Source organism: Serratia sp. KH_031, from assembly GCF_057839655.1.
Genome location: NZ_CM174496.1, coordinates 1,993,181 through 2,009,821 on the forward strand (window position 1 = coordinate 1,993,181; position 16,641 = coordinate 2,009,821).

General features: G+C 52.4%; 21 protein-coding genes. 17 read left to right on the forward strand and 4 right to left on the reverse strand.

Annotation, left to right across the window (positions count from 1 at the left end; translation table 11 throughout):
* The first annotated feature begins 52 nt into the window (after positions 1-52).
* The 10 genes from AC3ISQ_RS08925 to AC3ISQ_RS08970 all read left to right on the forward strand — a co-directional run bounded on the left by AC3ISQ_RS08925 (position 53) and on the right by AC3ISQ_RS08970 (position 9,267).
* The gene (locus AC3ISQ_RS08925; protein WP_489352433.1) at positions 53-1,678 is read left to right on the forward strand and encodes a methyl-accepting chemotaxis protein; all 1,626 of its coding nucleotides are present in this window, start codon (positions 53-55) and stop codon (positions 1,676-1,678) included.
* 28 nt (positions 1,679-1,706) lie between these two features.
* Positions 1,707-2,579, forward strand: coding sequence for a protein-glutamate O-methyltransferase CheR (gene cheR / locus AC3ISQ_RS08930; RefSeq protein ID WP_489352435.1), 873 nt, complete (start codon positions 1,707-1,709; stop codon positions 2,577-2,579).
* Entirely contained in the window at positions 2,579-3,628 is a 1,050-nt protein-coding gene (locus AC3ISQ_RS08935; protein ID WP_489352437.1) for a protein-glutamate methylesterase/protein-glutamine glutaminase, read from the forward strand. Before cheR ends, AC3ISQ_RS08935 begins: the two co-directional genes overlap by 1 nt.
* Positions 3,629-3,699: 71 nt before the next feature.
* Positions 3,700-4,089 (forward strand): chemotaxis response regulator CheY, encoded by a 390-nt coding sequence (gene cheY, locus AC3ISQ_RS08940; protein ID WP_489352439.1) that lies wholly within the window; start codon positions 3,700-3,702, stop codon positions 4,087-4,089.
* 9 nt (positions 4,090-4,098) lie between these two features.
* On the forward strand, positions 4,099-4,743 hold the full coding sequence (cheZ, locus tag AC3ISQ_RS08945) for a protein phosphatase CheZ (RefSeq protein ID WP_489352441.1): 645 nt from the start codon (positions 4,099-4,101) through the stop codon (positions 4,741-4,743).
* 134 nt (positions 4,744-4,877) lie between these two features.
* A complete protein-coding gene (gene vapB, locus AC3ISQ_RS08950; protein ID WP_489352443.1) occupies positions 4,878-5,111 on the forward strand; it encodes a type II toxin-antitoxin system VapB family antitoxin in 234 nt (77 codons plus the stop codon).
* Positions 5,111-5,509, forward strand: a complete 399-nt coding sequence (gene vapC, locus AC3ISQ_RS08955) for a type II toxin-antitoxin system tRNA(fMet)-specific endonuclease VapC (protein ID WP_489352444.1) — start codon at positions 5,111-5,113, stop codon at positions 5,507-5,509. Before vapB ends, vapC begins: the two co-directional genes overlap by 1 nt.
* Before the next feature lie 131 nt (positions 5,510-5,640).
* Complete coding sequence (flhB, locus tag AC3ISQ_RS08960; protein WP_489352446.1) at positions 5,641-6,792, forward strand: flagellar biosynthesis protein FlhB; 1,152 nt, start codon at positions 5,641-5,643, stop codon at positions 6,790-6,792.
* Positions 6,785-8,863: a flagellar biosynthesis protein FlhA gene (gene flhA, locus AC3ISQ_RS08965; RefSeq protein WP_489352448.1), complete on the forward strand. Its 2,079-nt coding sequence runs from the start codon at positions 6,785-6,787 to the stop codon at positions 8,861-8,863. The genes flhB and flhA overlap by 8 nt, the downstream gene beginning before the upstream one ends.
* Positions 8,863-9,267 (forward strand): flagellar protein FlhE, encoded by a 405-nt coding sequence (locus tag AC3ISQ_RS08970; RefSeq protein ID WP_489352449.1) that lies wholly within the window; start codon positions 8,863-8,865, stop codon positions 9,265-9,267. Before flhA ends, AC3ISQ_RS08970 begins: the two co-directional genes overlap by 1 nt.
* 4 nt (positions 9,268-9,271) lie before the next feature.
* Here AC3ISQ_RS08970 and AC3ISQ_RS08975 read toward each other — a convergent pair whose 3' ends face one another.
* The 4 genes from AC3ISQ_RS08975 to flgA all read right to left on the reverse strand — a co-directional run bounded on the left by AC3ISQ_RS08975 (position 9,272) and on the right by flgA (position 11,366).
* Entirely contained in the window at positions 9,272-9,574 is a 303-nt protein-coding gene (locus AC3ISQ_RS08975) for a helix-turn-helix domain-containing protein (RefSeq protein WP_489352451.1), read from the reverse strand.
* Between the two features lie 292 nt (positions 9,575-9,866).
* On the reverse strand, positions 9,867-10,301 hold the full coding sequence (locus tag AC3ISQ_RS08980; protein WP_489352452.1) for a flagella synthesis protein FlgN: 435 nt from the start codon (positions 10,299-10,301) through the stop codon (positions 9,867-9,869).
* A 2-nt stretch (positions 10,302-10,303) separates the two neighbouring features.
* Positions 10,304-10,606: a flagellar biosynthesis anti-sigma factor FlgM gene (gene flgM / locus AC3ISQ_RS08985; RefSeq protein ID WP_489352454.1), complete on the reverse strand. Its 303-nt coding sequence runs from the start codon at positions 10,604-10,606 to the stop codon at positions 10,304-10,306.
* A 106-nt stretch (positions 10,607-10,712) separates the two neighbouring features.
* The gene (flgA, locus tag AC3ISQ_RS08990) at positions 10,713-11,366 is read right to left on the reverse strand and encodes a flagellar basal body P-ring formation chaperone FlgA (protein ID WP_489352456.1); all 654 of its coding nucleotides are present in this window, start codon (positions 11,364-11,366) and stop codon (positions 10,713-10,715) included.
* A gap of 158 nt (positions 11,367-11,524) precedes the next feature.
* Between flgA and flgB the strand changes: the two genes are divergently transcribed.
* From flgB to flgH, 7 genes are all read left to right on the forward strand, one after another.
* Positions 11,525-11,938: a flagellar basal body rod protein FlgB gene (gene flgB / locus AC3ISQ_RS08995; protein ID WP_489352457.1), complete on the forward strand. Its 414-nt coding sequence runs from the start codon at positions 11,525-11,527 to the stop codon at positions 11,936-11,938.
* Between the two features lie 5 nt (positions 11,939-11,943).
* On the forward strand, positions 11,944-12,348 hold the full coding sequence (gene flgC / locus AC3ISQ_RS09000) for a flagellar basal body rod protein FlgC (protein ID WP_489352459.1): 405 nt from the start codon (positions 11,944-11,946) through the stop codon (positions 12,346-12,348).
* A gap of 12 nt (positions 12,349-12,360) precedes the next feature.
* Positions 12,361-13,053 carry a flagellar hook assembly protein FlgD gene (gene flgD, locus AC3ISQ_RS09005; RefSeq protein WP_489352461.1) on the forward strand — a complete coding sequence of 231 codons (693 nt, stop codon included), beginning with the start codon at positions 12,361-12,363 and terminating at the stop codon, positions 13,051-13,053.
* Between the two features lie 15 nt (positions 13,054-13,068).
* Positions 13,069-14,298 (forward strand): flagellar hook protein FlgE, encoded by a 1,230-nt coding sequence (flgE, locus tag AC3ISQ_RS09010; RefSeq protein WP_489352462.1) that lies wholly within the window; start codon positions 13,069-13,071, stop codon positions 14,296-14,298.
* A gap of 12 nt (positions 14,299-14,310) precedes the next feature.
* Complete coding sequence (locus AC3ISQ_RS09015) at positions 14,311-15,066, forward strand: flagellar basal body rod protein FlgF (protein ID WP_489352464.1); 756 nt, start codon at positions 14,311-14,313, stop codon at positions 15,064-15,066.
* A gap of 9 nt (positions 15,067-15,075) precedes the next feature.
* Positions 15,076-15,858, forward strand: coding sequence for a flagellar basal-body rod protein FlgG (gene flgG / locus AC3ISQ_RS09020; protein ID WP_489352466.1), 783 nt, complete (start codon positions 15,076-15,078; stop codon positions 15,856-15,858).
* A 121-nt stretch (positions 15,859-15,979) separates the two neighbouring features.
* On the forward strand, positions 15,980-16,633 hold the full coding sequence (gene flgH / locus AC3ISQ_RS09025; protein WP_489353199.1) for a flagellar basal body L-ring protein FlgH: 654 nt from the start codon (positions 15,980-15,982) through the stop codon (positions 16,631-16,633).
* Positions 16,634-16,641: the final 8 nt, after the last annotated feature.

Consider the following 16,641-nt stretch of genomic DNA (forward strand, 5'->3'; position numbering starts at 1 on the left):
GGTGTGACTACTTTTTTTTGTCAACGTTTGGACGTCCGCAAGGAGGTTTACCGTGTTTAACCGAATCCGTATCTCTACCAGTTTGTTTCTGTTGTTGATGACTTTTTGTGTTATGCAGTTAACCACCAGCGGTTTGTCGTATACCGCTTTTCGTTTCGACAATCAAAACCTGAATTTAATCACGCTGGGCAGCCAACAGCGTGATGCGCTAAGCCTCAGTTGGGTTTCTCTATTACAGGCGCGTAATACCTTAAACCGGGCAGGAACTCGCGCGGCATTGAAAGTGCCACAAGAGCAGGTCACTGCGCTGATGGGCAACGCACGTAGCTCACTGCAAAAAGCCGATCTTTATTTCAACCAGTTCTTGGCTGTGCCACGCAATGGTGAACAAGAACAGCAATTGACCGAAACGACTCAGGCGAGCTACCAGCGGTTACGCGCCTCCCTGCGTGAATTAATCACCTTCCTAGAAGCGGGTGATCTGCAAGCGTTTATGGATCAGCCGACGCAAAAAACACAGGATTTGTTCGAAGCCGATTTCGTCCAATATCTGCAACTGGTCAATGACAACATCAATCTGGCGCGGGAATCCAGCCAGCGCTCTTACTCTTATTCCATCTGGTTTGTCGCGGGCGCGGTGCTGATGTTGGTAGCCGTAACCGCTAGCGCCATGTGGTGGTTACGCAACATGCTGGTTGGGCCGCTTAACATTATGCGCAGCCATTTTGATCGCATCGCCGCAGGTGATTTGGCTTCACCGATCCAAGTCTACGGTCGTAATGAAATCAGCCAGCTATTTGGCAGCCTGCAAAAAATGCAGCAATCGTTGATTGGTACCGTCGGCGCGGTTCGCGAAGGAGCCGAATCGATTTTGATCGGCTTGCAGGAAATCTCAGAAGGTAACAGCGATCTCTCTTCTCGCACGGAACAGCAGGCCGCTTCATTGGAAGAAACCGCCGCTAGCATGGAGCAACTGACTGCGACGGTGAAACAAAACGCCGACAACGCGCGGCAGGCATCACTATTGGCACATGAAACTTCGTCTACTGCGGCTAAAGGTGGCGAGTTGGCCGGGGACGTCGTCACCACCATGCACGAAATTGCTAACAGTTCGCAGAAGATTGGTGCGATTACCAGCGTAATCGACGGTATTGCCTTCCAAACTAATATTCTGGCGCTGAATGCGGCGGTTGAAGCGGCACGTGCAGGTGAACAAGGGCGTGGTTTTGCCGTGGTTGCTAGCGAGGTTCGCAATCTGGCGCAGCGTAGTGCTCAAGCAGCTAAAGAAATCAAAGGGTTGATCGATGAATCGGTCGGTCGCGTGAAACAAGGCTCGGTGTTGGTCGAAAACTCCGGTGCCACCATGCAAGACATCGTGCGCTCGGTCACGCGCGTCACCGATATCATGGAAGAAATCGCCTCAGCTTCCGATGAGCAAAGCAAAGGTATTGAACAAGTCTCGCAGGCGGTGACGCAAATGGATCAAGTCACTCAACAAAACGCCGCCTTGGTGGAGGAATCTGCCTCGGCAGCGGCGACTCTGGAAGAACAAGCGATTACGCTGGCCGATGCGGTAGCTGTATTCCGTCTGGCAGACGATAACTTTAGCGCGCCAGATAACAACAATGACGTCGTTTCAACTGTGGGAAAGGAAGCGCCAGCTTGCCAAACATCATAAATAGACTGTTTTTTCTGAGTGGACAGGTATGAAACCAGAACCGTCCACTTTGAACAGGGAACCTGCGTCGTTACTGGCGCAGATGGTACAACGATTGCCGCTGTCGGATACCCATTTTCGGCGCATCAGCCAACTGATTTACCAACGCGCAGGTATCGTCCTGGCAGATCATAAACGTGAGATGGTTTACAACCGTTTGGTACGGCGTTTACGTCTGTTAGGGCTGAACGATTTTGGCAGTTATCTGGCGTTGCTGGAAAGTGATCCCAACAGTGCTGAGTGGCAGGCATTTATCAATGCGTTGACCACCAATCTAACGGCCTTTTTTCGCGAAGCTCATCACTTTCCTGTCTTGGCGGAACATGCCCGCTCACGTCCTCATGGCTATAGCGTATGGAGCACGGCAGCCTCGACCGGTGAAGAACCTTACTCTATCGCAATTACGTTAAGTGATGCGTTGGGGCATAACGCGAGCAGTAGTCAGGTATGGGCGAGCGATATTGATACCCAAGTATTGGCGACTGCTGAAAGTGGTGTTTATCGTCAGGAAGATCTACGCACCCTGACGCAAACTCAGATGCAGCGTTATTTCTTACGCGGCACGGGGCCACACCATGGTTTGGTGCGAGTGCGACCCGAATTAGCTGGGCGAGTGAACTTTCAGACCTTAAATTTACTGGCTCCTGAATGGGCATTGCCGGGGCAATTCGACGCAATTTTTTGCCGCAACGTGATGATCTATTTTGATAAACCGACGCAGGAACGCATCTTGCGCCGATTTGTGCCGTTACTTAAACCGGGTGGCCTGATGTTTGCTGGTCATTCCGAAAACTTCAGCCAGATTAGCCGGGATTTCTACTTGCGTGGGCAGACCGTGTATGGCCTGACCAAGGAGAGGTGATGAGTAAAATCAGAGTGTTATGTGTAGACGACTCGGCCTTGATGCGTCAGTTGATGACCGAGATAGTCAATAGCCACCCCGATATGGAGATGGTTGCCAGCGCGCCGGATCCGTTGGTCGCCCGCGATCTGATCAAAAAATTCAATCCACAGGTGCTGACGTTGGACGTCGAAATGCCGCGTATGGATGGATTGGATTTTCTGGAAAAACTGATGCGCCTGCGGCCAATGCCAGTGGTAATGGTTTCTTCGCTGACCGGCAAAGGCTCCGAAATTACCTTGCGTGCGTTGGAGTTGGGGGCAATAGATTTCGTCACTAAACCACAATTGGGCATTCGCGAAGGCATGTTGGCTTACAGCGAACTGATTGCCGATAAAATCCGCACGGCCGCCAAAGCACGTTTGCCGCAACGTTCTAATGAACCGGCACCGCAAATTCTCAGCCATACGCCATTGCTGAGTAGTGAAAAATTGATTGCTATCGGCGCATCTACTGGCGGAACCGAAGCGATTCGTCAGGTGTTGCAACCGTTGCCAGCCACCAGTCCGGCGCTGTTGATTACACAGCATATGCCACCGGGGTTCACTCGCTCCTTTGCCGAGCGGTTGAACAAACTTTGCCAAATCACGGTGAAAGAGGCAGAGGATGGCGAACGTGTCCTGCCGGGGCATGCTTATATTGCACCGGGGGATCGCCACATGGAACTCACACGTAGCGGTGCCAACTATCAGGTGAAATTACACGATGGCCCGGCGGTTAACCGTCATCGTCCTTCGGTCGATGTGTTATTCCGCTCGGTAGCGCAATTTGCCGGGCGCAACGCGGTGGGCGTCATTCTTACCGGAATGGGCAATGACGGTGCCGTCGGGATGTTGGAAATGCATCGAGCCGGAGCCTACACCTTGGCGCAGAACGAAAATAGCTGCGTGGTATTCGGCATGCCGCGTGAGGCGATCGCCACTGGTGGGGTTAACGAAGTGGTGGAACTGGATCGCATGAGCCAGCGGATGTTAGCGCAAATCGCCGGTGGGCAAGCGTTACGTATTTAAGCATTCAACAGGTTCCATCGTGGGGCTGTTGGGGTAATGGGTTTAATAAGAGCAAGACTTTAGGAGTCACAATGGCGGATAAGAATCTCAGATTTCTGGTGGTAGACGACTTTTCAACTATGCGCCGCATCGTCAGGAATCTATTGAAAGAACTTGGTTTTAACAACGTGGAAGAAGCGGAAGACGGTGCAGATGCGTTGAATAAACTGCGCGCAGGCGGCTTCGACTTTGTCGTTTCTGACTGGAACATGCCAAATATGGATGGTCTGGAACTGTTGCAAACCATCCGTGCCGACGGTGCTTTGGCTGCGATGCCAGTGCTGATGGTGACGGCGGAAGCCAAAAAAGAAAACATCATTGCGGCGGCACAAGCCGGTGCCAGTGGCTATGTCGTCAAACCCTTTACGGCGGCGACGCTGGAAGAAAAGCTCAACAAAATTTTTGAAAAATTGGCTATGTAAGGAGGGGCAATGAGAGATATTCCAATGCCTGCCAGCGATGCTGCCACTGCGGGTGAAATCATCTCCCGCATCGGCCATCTGACCCGTATGTTGCGTGACAGCATGCGTGAGTTGGGGCTGGATCAGGCCATCGCCCAGGCGGCAGAAGCAATACCGGATGCGCGCGATCGTCTTGATTACGTGGTCACTATGACCGCACAAGCCGCAGAGCGTGCGCTCAATTGTGTCGAAGCCGCGCAGCCACGACAGGCGGAGTTGGAGTCACAGGCCAAAGTGCTGAAAGGGCGCTGGGATGAGTGGTTTGCCAACCCGATCGAACTGGATGATGCCCGTGCTCTGGTCACCGATACCCGCCAATATCTGGATCAAGTGCCGGAACATACCGCGTTCACCAATGCCCAGTTATTGGAAATCATGATGGCGCAGGATTTCCAGGATCTGACCGGTCAGGTGATCAAACGCATGATGGACGTGGTGCAGGAGATCGAAAAACAGTTGCTGATGGTCTTAATGGAGAACATCCCAGAACCGGCAGCAAAAGAGAAAAAGCCTAACGACAGCCTGCTTAACGGCCCACAACTCGACCAAAATGGTGTGGGTGTGATCGCCAATCAGGCTCAAGTTGATGATCTGCTCGATAGCCTAGGATTTTGATTGTTCGGGGCGCGGCGTAAGGTCGCGCCTTCTGATGAAACTTGCGTAGCGTTACGCAAAATCGCGAGTATATAGCATTGCTATATACGTGTGAGTGTTTATAATTTAGGCTACCAATACCGAGGAGGTGGCTTATGACATTAGGTTCTGTTTTTATCAACAATCGTACTCAAGCGGTGCGCTTACCTTCAGAAGCGCGCTTCCCAGAAACTGTGTCTAAAGTGACGATACGGATAGTGGGTAAAGAGCGCATTTTGTCGCCGGTAGAAAATACCTGGGATAGCTTTTTTAGTGCGGAAAATCAGGTAAGTGATGACTTTTTGCAAGAAAGAGCTGAACAGTATCAGACAGAGCGAGAAAGTTTCTGATGTTTAGCCATATGCTAGATACCAACATTGTGATTTATGTCATCAAACGTCGACCTATTGAAGTGTTGGATAGATTTAATCAGCATGCGGGGAAAATGGTAATTTCATCAGTGACATACGCTGAGTTGCTGCACGGCGTTGAGAAAAGTGCTCGCCCAGTGGCCAATCTTCGTGCTGTTGAGGACTTTGTTTCTCGTTTGGATATCATAGATTACGGTGCTAAAGCTGCCGCTCATTACGGAAATATTCGAGCCGTATTAGAACAGCAAGGAACGCCTATCGGAGTCAACGATCTGCATATTGCAGGGCATGCGCGCAGTGAAGGATTTGTTCTAGTGACTAATAACCTGCGTGAATTCGAACGAGTTGATGGTTTACGCCTTGAGAATTGGCTGTAAGTAAACGACTCAGAAATATCACCCATCCCCCAAACAACCCCTATTTCCCTTCGTTATTCCCTCAATGAAACCCGCTCACTTTCGGTAGGCTGGGCGCAATTTTATTCCTTTCCGGCACAGGTAACAGGTTCGTGGCTGAAGATAGCGATTTGGAAAAAAGCGAGGCCCCCACACCCCACCGGGTGGAAAAGGCACGTGAAGAAGGCCAGATCCCGCGTTCGCGCGAGCTAACATCGGTACTGATGCTGGTGACGGGGTTGGCGCTGTTATTAATGGCCGGCAGCAATATGGCGCAACAGTTGGCGTTGATGGTGAGCGGAGGATTGAACTTCGATCACGGTATGGTCAACAACGACAAACAAATGTTGCATCAGTTGGGTTCGTTGCTGCGTCAAGCGGTGTGGGCACTGTTACCGATTATGGCCGGATTGGTTTTGGTCGCGCTGGCTTCACCGATGTTGCTGGGCGGTATTTTGTTTAGCAGCAAATCACTGAAGTTTGATCTGAAACGCATGAGCCCGATTTCTGGCTTCAAACGCATATTCTCCAGTCAAGTGCTGGCGGAGTTGTTGAAAGGGATTTTGAAAGCCGGGCTGGTTGGTTGGGTGACGGGGTTGTACCTGTGGCACAACTGGGCGGCGATGCTGCACTTGGTGACGCAACCGCCGCTAGATGCCTTGGAAACGGCGCTAAAACTGGTGATTTATTGCGGTCTGTTTGTAGTGCTCGGTTTGATACCGATGGTGGCGTTCGACGTTTTTTATCAGCTGTGGAGTCATTTCAAAAAGCTGAAGATGACCAAGCAAGACATCCGCGATGAGTTCAAAGAACAAGAGGGCGATCCGCACGTTAAAGGACGTATTCGTCAGCAACAGCGTGCTATTGCCCGTCGCCGTATGATGGCCGATGTGCCGAAGGCTGACGTTATCGTCACTAACCCGACTCATTATGCGGTGGCTTTGCAATACAACGATAAAAAAATGAGTGCGCCCAAGGTGTTGGCGAAAGGCGCTGGCGAAATTGCGCTGCGCATTCGTGAGTTAGGTAACGAACACCGTATCCCCATGTTGGAAGCGCCGCCGTTGGCGCGTGCGCTGTATCGCCATAGTGAGATCGGCCAACATATTCCAACCACCTTATACGCTGCTGTGGCTGAAGTTTTAGCCTGGGTTTACCAACTGCGTCGTTGGCAGCGTGAAGGAGGACTAATCCCGAAAAAACCTCAACGTTTACCGGTGCCGGAAGCACTGGATTTTGCTGGAGAAAGTAACTCTGATGGCTAATTTAGCCGCCTTGCTTCGTTTGCCGGGCAGTTTTAAAGAAACACAGTGGCAGGTGCTGGCTGGCCCGATACTGATTTTGATGATCCTGTCGATGATGGTGTTGCCGTTACCGGCCTTCGTCCTCGATCTACTATTTACCTTCAATATTGCCTTGTCGATCATGGTATTGCTGGTGGCGATGTTTACGCAGCGCACGCTGGAATTTGCCGCCTTCCCAACCATCCTGCTGTTTTCCACCTTGTTGCGTCTGTCACTGAACGTGGCGTCGACGCGTATCATTTTGATGGAAGGGCATACCGGTTCCGCCGCGGCGGGGCGCGTCGTTGAAGCCTTCGGCCACTTCTTGGTCGGCGGTAACTTTGCCATCGGTATTGTGGTGTTCATCATTTTGGTGCTGATCAACTTTATGGTTATCACCAAAGGTGCCGGGCGTATCGCCGAAGTGGGGGCGCGTTTTGTTCTGGATGGTATGCCGGGTAAACAGATGGCGATCGACGCCGATCTCAATGCCGGTTTAATCGGTGAAGAAGAAGCCAAAAAACGCCGCTCCGAAGTGACTCAGGAAGCCGATTTCTACGGCTCGATGGACGGTGCCAGTAAGTTCGTGCGTGGTGATGCCGTGGCGGGCTTGATGATCATGGTGTTGAACGTCGTCGGCGGTTTGATTGTCGGCGTGGTTCAGCATGGTATGGCGCTGGGCTCTGCCGCAGAAACCTACACTTTGCTGACCATTGGTGATGGTCTGGTAGCACAGATCCCGGCCTTGGTGATTTCAACCGCTGCGGGTGTGATTGTCACTCGCGTTGCCACTGACCAAGACGTCGGTGAGCAGATGGTGGGGCAACTGTTCAACAACCCGCGCGTCATGCTGCTCAGTGCCAGCGTTTTAGGGCTGCTGGGCTTGGTGCCGGGGATGCCGAATCTGGTATTCCTGCTGTTTACCGCCGCGCTGTTAGGATTAGCTTGGTGGTTACGCGGCCGTGAACAGCAACCCGCTAAAGCGCAAGAGCCGGTGGTGCAGCAAGATAACCCGCAGGCGGTAGAGGCGAGTTGGTCTGACGTTCAGTTGGAAGATCCATTGGGAATGGAGGTTGGCTATCGTTTGATTCCGATGGTCGATTTTCAGCAAAACGGCGAGCTGCTTGGGCGCATCCGCAGTATTCGCAAAAAATTTGCGCAAGATATGGGCTACTTGCCGCCAGTGGTACATATTCGCGACAACCTCGAATTACCGCCCGCTAGCTACCGTATTTTGATGAAAGGGGTAGAAATCGGCAGTGGCGAAGCGCATCCGGGACGTTGGCTGGCGATTAACCCTGGTAATGCCGCGGGAACCTTGGCTGGGGATAAAACTGTCGATCCGGCTTTCGGGCTGGAAGCGGTATGGATTGATAGCGCATTGCGTGAACAGGCACAGATTCAAGGCTTTACTGTGGTAGAGGCTAGTACAGTAGTCGCAACGCATCTCAATCACTTGATCGGTCAATTCTCCAGTGAGCTGTTTGGTCGACAGGAGACGCAACAATTACTGGATCGTGTGACGCAGGAAATGCCGAAACTGACGGAAGATTTCGTGCCGGGCGTTGTCACACTCACCACGCTGCATAAAGTGCTGCAAAATTTGTTGGCAGAAAAAGTTTCGATCCGCGATATGCGCACCATCGTTGAAACGCTAGCGGAACATGCGCCAACTCAGACCGATCCCTATGAATTAACCTCAGTCGTTCGTGTGGCATTGGGCAGGGCGATTACTCAGCAGTGGTTTCCAGGCCATGGTGAGATTCAGGTTATTGGGTTGGATACTCAGCTTGAGCGTTTGTTATTGCAAGCATTACAGGGCGGTGGTGGTCTAGAGCCGGGATTGGCGGATCGTCTGTTGGATCAGGCAAAACAAGCATTGCAGCGTCAAGAAATGCTCAGTGCACCACCGGTGTTATTGGTGAATCATGCGTTGCGCGCGTTGCTGGCGCGCTTCCTGCACCGTAGCCTGCCGCAGATGGTGGTGTTGTCGAATCTGGAAATCAACGACGATCGCCAAATCCGGATGACGGCGACTATCGGAGCTGCCTAATGTTTAAACGTCTTTTGTGGTTAACTCTTTTGATGCCGCTGGGAGCTCAGGCGGTATCGGGTTCTTGGGTGGCCGATGCCGTAGGCGTCACGTTAAACATGGGTGGGATACGCGGCGAGTCGTTAGCGTTGCAGGCTCCTAGCGCATTACCTGATGCCAATGCACGTATTACGAGTGTCAGTTGGCGTTACCAATTACTGGGGGGCGAGCCAGCGGGGTTGCAGGTTCAACTTTGTACTGTAAACCGTTGCCTGCCGCTGGGCAGCGGCAGTGGTAGCAGCAAGGGTTTGCAAGGGGAAAGAGCCGACAGTGAGTTCCGCTTTATTTATTACGTGCAGTCACGTGGGGCACTTAATCCCCCGCTGCGGGTGATCAGTAATCAGGTGATCGTTAATTATCAGTAACGGTTCAGGCAAGGATCGACAGACCGTTTTTCTCGACCAACGAGAGTAATTTCATCGCTGCAGAGTTAGGAACCGACTCACCACGCTCCCATTTCTGAACGGCTTTTTTACTGACGTTCAAATGAATGGCAAACACGGGCTGGCTAACCTTTTCTCGTTCCCGCAGCGCTTTAATTTCTTGTGGCGTGTAGTTTCTTAGTGGTTTGAAGCACAAGATATCGAAAGATCGCATGGTGACATCATCGACAAATCCGGCCTCATACAGTCCACGAACCTCTTCGTGGATTTCGTTTAACATCTTACTCATAATTGAATTCTCCTTAACTCATTATTTTTAACTACTTGAAATAGCAAGTAATCACGTGCCGTGAGGTAAATATCCGTCATATCCTCTCCCTGTGGAATCTATACCCGCCGAGGGTATATTTCAAGTGTTTTAAAAACGAACACAGAGTGATGAGAAATGCTGGCGAGTGAAATCAGGAAATGGTCGCTATGCGTAGCGTTACGCAAAGAGAATTTAGATATTCAGAAATGTTTAAGAAAAATGCGAGCCGTGTGGCATAAGGGAAGGTGCGCCCACTCACGGGCGCAAAAAATTATACGCCGAATTTGCGGCCGAGAACGGAGTTATTGCGGGATTGACCGTCTGGGCCGTACAACGATTTATCTTGCTTCTTCAGCACGGCCAACGCTTGGGCGTTATATTCAATGTGTTGATTCAACAACATGCCGTTATGTTGGTTCTTCTCACGCAGTACTTGGCCACGTTGTTGAACACGTTGCCAGCGTTCTGCCAGCGCTGAATGTGTCGGATACGGCGCTTGTTGGCGCTGCTGGCGTTCGAGTTCCAACCGTTGTTGTTCCAGATAATTGACCGTTGCTAATAGCTGACTCTTATTATCTGTGACGCGTTGCAGGGCGACACCCGCGGCGGTGCCTGAGCATAGCAATTCTTGTTCTTGCGCTAATACGCTATCCAGCGAATCTAAGGTTTCCAGTAGGTTATCCAACAACAGTGTCAGGCTTTCCATTGCTACCAATCACCTTTCAAATAGCTCTGTGCATCCTGTATTAACGCATCGGCAACTTTGCCAGCATCCATTTTTAATTCGCCGCTGAGGATCGCCTGTTTAATGGTTTCTACACGACCCATATCAATATCTTGCGTACCCGGCTGCATCAAGCGGGCTTGAGCATCACTCAGTTTGACTTGTGTACCGCTGACAGGCGTTTCGGTTTTCAGCGTTTTGCGCGGTTGCAGTGCATTTTCCGCGGGAGTTTCACGCGGTTGTACTGCCGGAACGGGTTGAGTCCGTTGTGTGCGATCGATACTCATGTTCAATCTCCATCAACCGTAGTTTTGGCTACGATACATACAATTTTTTTGCCCTGGTAGGCGCTTAATATTTAGTATCGGCAGGTTTTGCCAAACCTTTACATTTTTATAATGTGACGTGAATGCTGCCGTCATCGCTGGCAATACCGCTGATAATTTGCCCGGAAGTCATTCGCACCCGCACGCTGTCTTCGGCGGCGGCATTGTTCATGGCTTTACCTGAGCCACTGATATTGAAACCGTTTCCTTGCGCCATCACCTGAACCGGCTGCCCGGCTTTGATCACCCAAGCACGACGCAGCATAGCAAAGGTCAACGGTTGACCAGGGCTGATATTGCGTAAACTTACTGCTCCCAAGGCTTTTCCACTGTCCGTCAAGGTTCGCGGGGGGAGCGTATCCAAGCGGCCTTTTTTCAATTTCACATCCGCCGCTGTCAATTTACTGCCAGCGCTGACACTACGTGCAGTCATCAGATAGTGACCGATCACTTGTACCTGAGTCTGGATAAAACGTCGCTCCTGTCCACAACGGGCGGAAACGCTGATATTTCCCCAGCGGCGAGCGTTTTGTGGCAATGAAAGCTGCGGGTATTCGCACTGTGGCCATTGGGTCGCAGGGGAACGCACTAGCACGTTAACTTCCACTGGCAGCCCGGCGAATTGCGATTGGATAAAACTGTCAATTTGCGCCTTCAAGTCGTCGGCCTGCGCGTTCAGGCTGGCTAACAAGCCCATCATCAACAGTATTTTACCCTTCATTTTCGCCTCTACCGATCCTGAGTACCGGGCACCAGTTTACTCGGCCTGCCGTTTACCTAAGCAAATAAATAGCGGCGCATTTTGCCCCTATTCACCCGATAGGCTGGCGATGGGGCGTTTATGCTGTCAGCTCCAAATTCTAACCTCGCGGAGAGAACATGCTCGACAAACTGGACGCGAGTTTGCGTTTTGGTCAAGAGGCGCTGAACTTGCACGCCCAGCGGCAGGAGATTCTGGCTGCCAATATCGCCAACGCAGACACACCGGGTTACCAGGCTCGGGACATCGATTTCGCTAGCCAATTGAACAAGGTGATGGCGCAGGGGCGCACCAGCGGTAGCGGTGTTGCACTGAGTCTGACTTCTGCTCGCCATATTCCGGCGCAGAACATGCAGCCACCTGAACTGGAACTGCTGTATCGCGTTCCCGATCAGCCATCAATGGATGGCAACACGGTGGATATGGATCGTGAACGCACCAACTTCGCGGATAACAGCCTGAAATATCAAACCGATCTGACGCTGCTCAACGGGCAGATCAAAGGAATGATGTCGGTACTGCAAGGAGGATAAAACGCATGTCGTTACTGAGTATTTTTGATATTTCCGGCTCGGCATTGTCTGCGCAATCTCAACGCTTGAACGTCAGTGCCAGCAACATGGCGAACGCCGACAGCGTAACCGGGCCAGACGGGCGGCCGTATCGCGCCAAGCAGGTAGTCTTTCAAGTGGCTGCGCCGCCGGGGCAATCCACTGGCGGCGTACGTGTGGCACAGGTGATTGAAGACTCGGCGCCAGAGCGTTTGGTGTTTCAACCGGGCAATCCATTGGCCGATGCCAAAGGTTATGTGCGGATGCCGAACGTCGACGTGGTGAGTGAAATGGTCAACACCATTTCAGCCTCACGTAGCTATCAAGCCAACGTTGAAGTGCTGAACACCACTAAGTCACTGATGATGAAAACCCTGACATTGGGTCAATAACCGGAGCTTTCCATGGGCATTGCCGCAACCACCAATGAATCACTCGATAACAGCGTCGCTGGCGTTAATAACAAAAACAATAGTGTGGGTGGCAACAGCAGTCAGGATCTGCAAAACAGCTTCCTGACGTTGCTGGTCGCACAGTTGAAGAATCAGGACCCCACCAACCCGCTACAGAACAACGAATTGACCACTCAGTTGGCACAGATCAACACCGTCAGCGGTATCGAAAAACTGAACACCACCTTGGGTTCTATCTCCGGCCAGATCAACAGCAACCAGTCGTTGCAAGCCAGCGCGCTGATCGGTCATGGGGTGATGGTGCCTGGAAAAGAGGTTCTGGTGGGCAGTAAAGAAGGCAAAGTCAGCACCACGCCATTTGGTGTTGAGCTGGAGCGCCCAGCGGATTCGGTGACCGTCACCATCAGCGATTCCACCGGCAAAGTGGTGCGTACCATCGAAGTCGGTGCTGTCAAAGCTGGGGTTAATTCGTATACCTGGGATGGCACGCTGGAAGATGGCACTAACGCGCCGGACGGGGCTTACACCGTGGCGATCAATGCCAAAGCCAATGGCGAACAGTTAGTCGCACAGCCGCTGCGTTTCGCCATGGTCAACGGCGTTACGCGTAATACCGACGGCACCAAGCTGGATCTGGGGCTGGCGGGTTCAGCCACGCTGGATGATGTACGACAAATTCTATAACTAACGGAGACTACCATGGCCTTTTCTCAGGCAGTCAGTGGCTTGAATGCTGCGGCAACCAATCTGGATGTGATCGGTAACAACATCGCTAACTCCGCGACGGCGGGCTTCAAGTCTGGCAGCGTATCCTTCGCCGATATGTTTGCCGGTTCTCAAGTCGGTATGGGCGTAAAAGTGGCGGGGATCACCCAAAACTTCAACGGCGGTACACCTACCAGTACCAACCGTGCGTTGGATGTTGCGATCACCGACAGCGGCTTTTTCCGTATGCAAGATAGCGATGGCGGCATTTTCTATAGCCGTAACGGTCAGTTCCGTTTGGATGAAAACCGTAATTTGGTCAACATGCAAGGCTTGAACCTGACCGGCTATCCAGCTGCGGGTTCACCGCCGACCATTCAACAAGGTGCCGATCCCGTCCCATTGAGCATTCCTGAAGGGATGATCAATGCCAAATCAACAACTTCTGGTTCTATGGCTGCCAGCCTGAAATCGACCCATGATGTGAAGACTGTCGCTTTCGATCCCAGTAAATCAGACACCTATAACTACGTGAACACCATTACCACTTACGATTCATTAGGTAATGCCCACAACATTAACGCCTACTTCGTCAAAACCGCTGATAACAAATGGGATGTGTATACCCAAGATGGCAGCGTGACGGGTGCACCAGCCGCTAAAGCGGGCAGCATGGAATATAGCTCGACCGGGACTTTGCTCAATACCACCAGCACACTCGCGGGTGCACCAGCGAACGGTATGGTGATCCCGATGTCGGCTAAAGATGGTGCTCCGGCGCAAAACTTTACCTTGGATTTCACTGGCAGCATGCAACAGAACGTTGGCAGTGATTCAGTCAGCAAAGTCTCTCAAGACGGCTACGCGGCTGGGGAATATACCGGCTTCCAAATTGACAAAAAAGGTCAGATTTTTGGCGTCTATTCCAACCAGCAGACCCAATTGCTGGGGCAGATTGTGTTGACTAACTTCTCTAACCCAGAAGGGCTGTCTTCGCAGGGCGATAACGTGTGGAAAGAAACCGCTTCTTCCGGTATGCCGCGCGTGGGTACCGCTGGTGGCGGTGGTTTCGGTAATCTGACCAGCGGTGCACTGGAGTCTTCCAACGTCGATCTGAGCCAAGAACTGGTCAACATGATCGTCGCCCAGCGTAACTACCAGTCGAACGCGCAAACCATCAAGACGCAGGATTCGATCCTGCAAACCTTGGTTAGCCTGCGTTAATAGGACTGAGCTATGGATCACGCGATTTATACCGCGATGGGTGCGGCGAAGCAGACGCTGGAACAGCAGTCGATCACCGCCAACAACTTGGCAAATGCCTCTACGCCGGGCTTTCGCGCCCAACTTTCGGCGCTGCGTGCGGTGCCGGTCGATGGCCCGAGCCTGCAAACACGGACTTTGGTCACTGCCTCCACGCCGGGGGCAGATATGAGCCAAGGGGCGTTGAACTTTACTGGTCGCCCGTTGGATGTGGCGTTGCAGCAAGACGGTTTTCTAGCAGTCAGTCAACCCGATGGCAGCGAAGCTTATACCCGCAACGGTAACCTACAAATCTCGCCTAACGGGGTGTTAACGGTGCAAGGCGTATCGGTGATGGGCGATGGTGGGCCGATCGAAGTGCCACCGTCGGCAGAAATCACCATTGCCGCCGACGGAACTATCTCGGCGCTGAATGCGGGCGATCCACCGAACACCATCGCGCAGATTGGCCGCCTGAAACTGGTGAAAGCCGAGACGGCAGAAGTGGTGCGCGGCGATGACGGTTTCTTTCATCTGACTCCAGCGGCGGCGCAACAGCGTGGCAATCAGTTACCCAACGATCCGTTGGTACGCGTGATGCCGGGTGTGATTGAAGGCAGTAACGTCAAGCCGATGGAAACCATGGTCGATATGATTGCCAACGCCCGTCGCTTTGAAATGCAAATGAAGGTCATTCACAGCGTGGATGAAAATGCACAGCGTGCCAACTCATTGTTATCAATGAGCTAAGGAAACGAAATGATCCCCTCTTTATGGATTGCCAAAACCGGTCTGGATGCACAGCAGACCAATATGGACGTGATCGCCAACAACTTGGCCAACGTCAGCACCAATGGATTTAAACGTCAGCGGGCGGTGTTTGAAGATTTGCTGTATCAAACTATTCGTCAGCCGGGGGCGCAGTCTTCCGAGCAAACCACGCTGCCTTCCGGTTTGCAGATTGGTACCGGTGTGCGTCCGGTCGCCACCGAGCGCATCCACAGCCAGGGCAACCTGTCGCAGACCAACAACAGCAAAGACGTGGCGATCAAGGGGCAGGGTTTCTTTCAGGTCATGATGCCTGATGGCAACTTGGCTTATACCCGCGACGGCTCGTTCCAGATCGACCAAAACGGTCAATTGGTTACCGCCAGCGGTTTTCAGGTGCAACCGGCGATCACTATCCCGGCCAACGCACTGAGCATTACCGTTGGGCGTGACGGTATCGTTAGCGTGACTCAGCAGGGGCAGACCGCAGCACAACAGGTGGGGCAACTGACGTTGACCACTTTTATCAATGACAGCGGTTTGGAAAGTATGGGTGAAAACCTGTATCAGGAAACCGAAAGCTCTGGCGCACCCAACGAAAGTACGCCGGGTTTGAACGGTGCGGGCCTGCTGTATCAGGGGTATGTGGAAACCTCCAACGTCAACGTGGCGGAGGAGTTGGTCAACATGATTCAGGTGCAACGCGCCTATGAAATCAACAGCAAAGCGGTATCGACCTCCGATCAAATGCTGCAAAAACTGACCCAACTGTAATTGACTGGGGCGGGCGTGCTCGCCCTCAAACTGAGAAATAAAGGCGATACCCGTGGCGACCCCATTTTTAGCGGCTAACAACGTGCCGCAGCAAGGAAAACGCGCCTTAACAGGGCTGCTGATGTTGGCGCTCGGCGGCTGCGCCTATATTCCGCATAAATCTTTGGTTGACGGCTCGACCACGGCACAACCGGCACCGGCAAGTGCACCGGTGCCAAATGGATCGATTTTCCAAACCGTGCAGCCGATGAATTACGGTTATCAGCCACTGTTTGAGGATAGAAGGCCGCGCAATATCGGCGATACCTTGACCATCGTGTTGCAAGAAAACGTCAGCGCCAGCAAGAGTTCTTCTGCTAATGCCAGCCGTAACGGTGCCAGTAAATTTGGCGTGGCGACGTCACCGCGTTACCTCGACGGTCTGCTCGGCAATGCGCGCGCCGATATGGATATTTCCGGTGACAGCACCTTCGGCGGTAAAGGCGGAGCCAACGCTAACAACACCTTCAGCGGCACCATCACCGTCACGGTCGATCAGGTGCTAGCTAACGGCAACTTACATGTGGTGGGTGAAAAGCAAATTGCTATCAATCAGGGCACGGAATTCATCCGCTTTTCTGGCGTGGTGAATCCGCGCACCATCAGCGGCAATAACTCGGTCACCTCGACCCAGGTGGCGGATGCGCGCATCGAGTATGTCGGTAATGGCTATATCAATGAAGCACAAACTATGGGCTGGTTGCAGCGCTTCTTCCTCAATGTCTCACCGTTCTAAAGGATTGA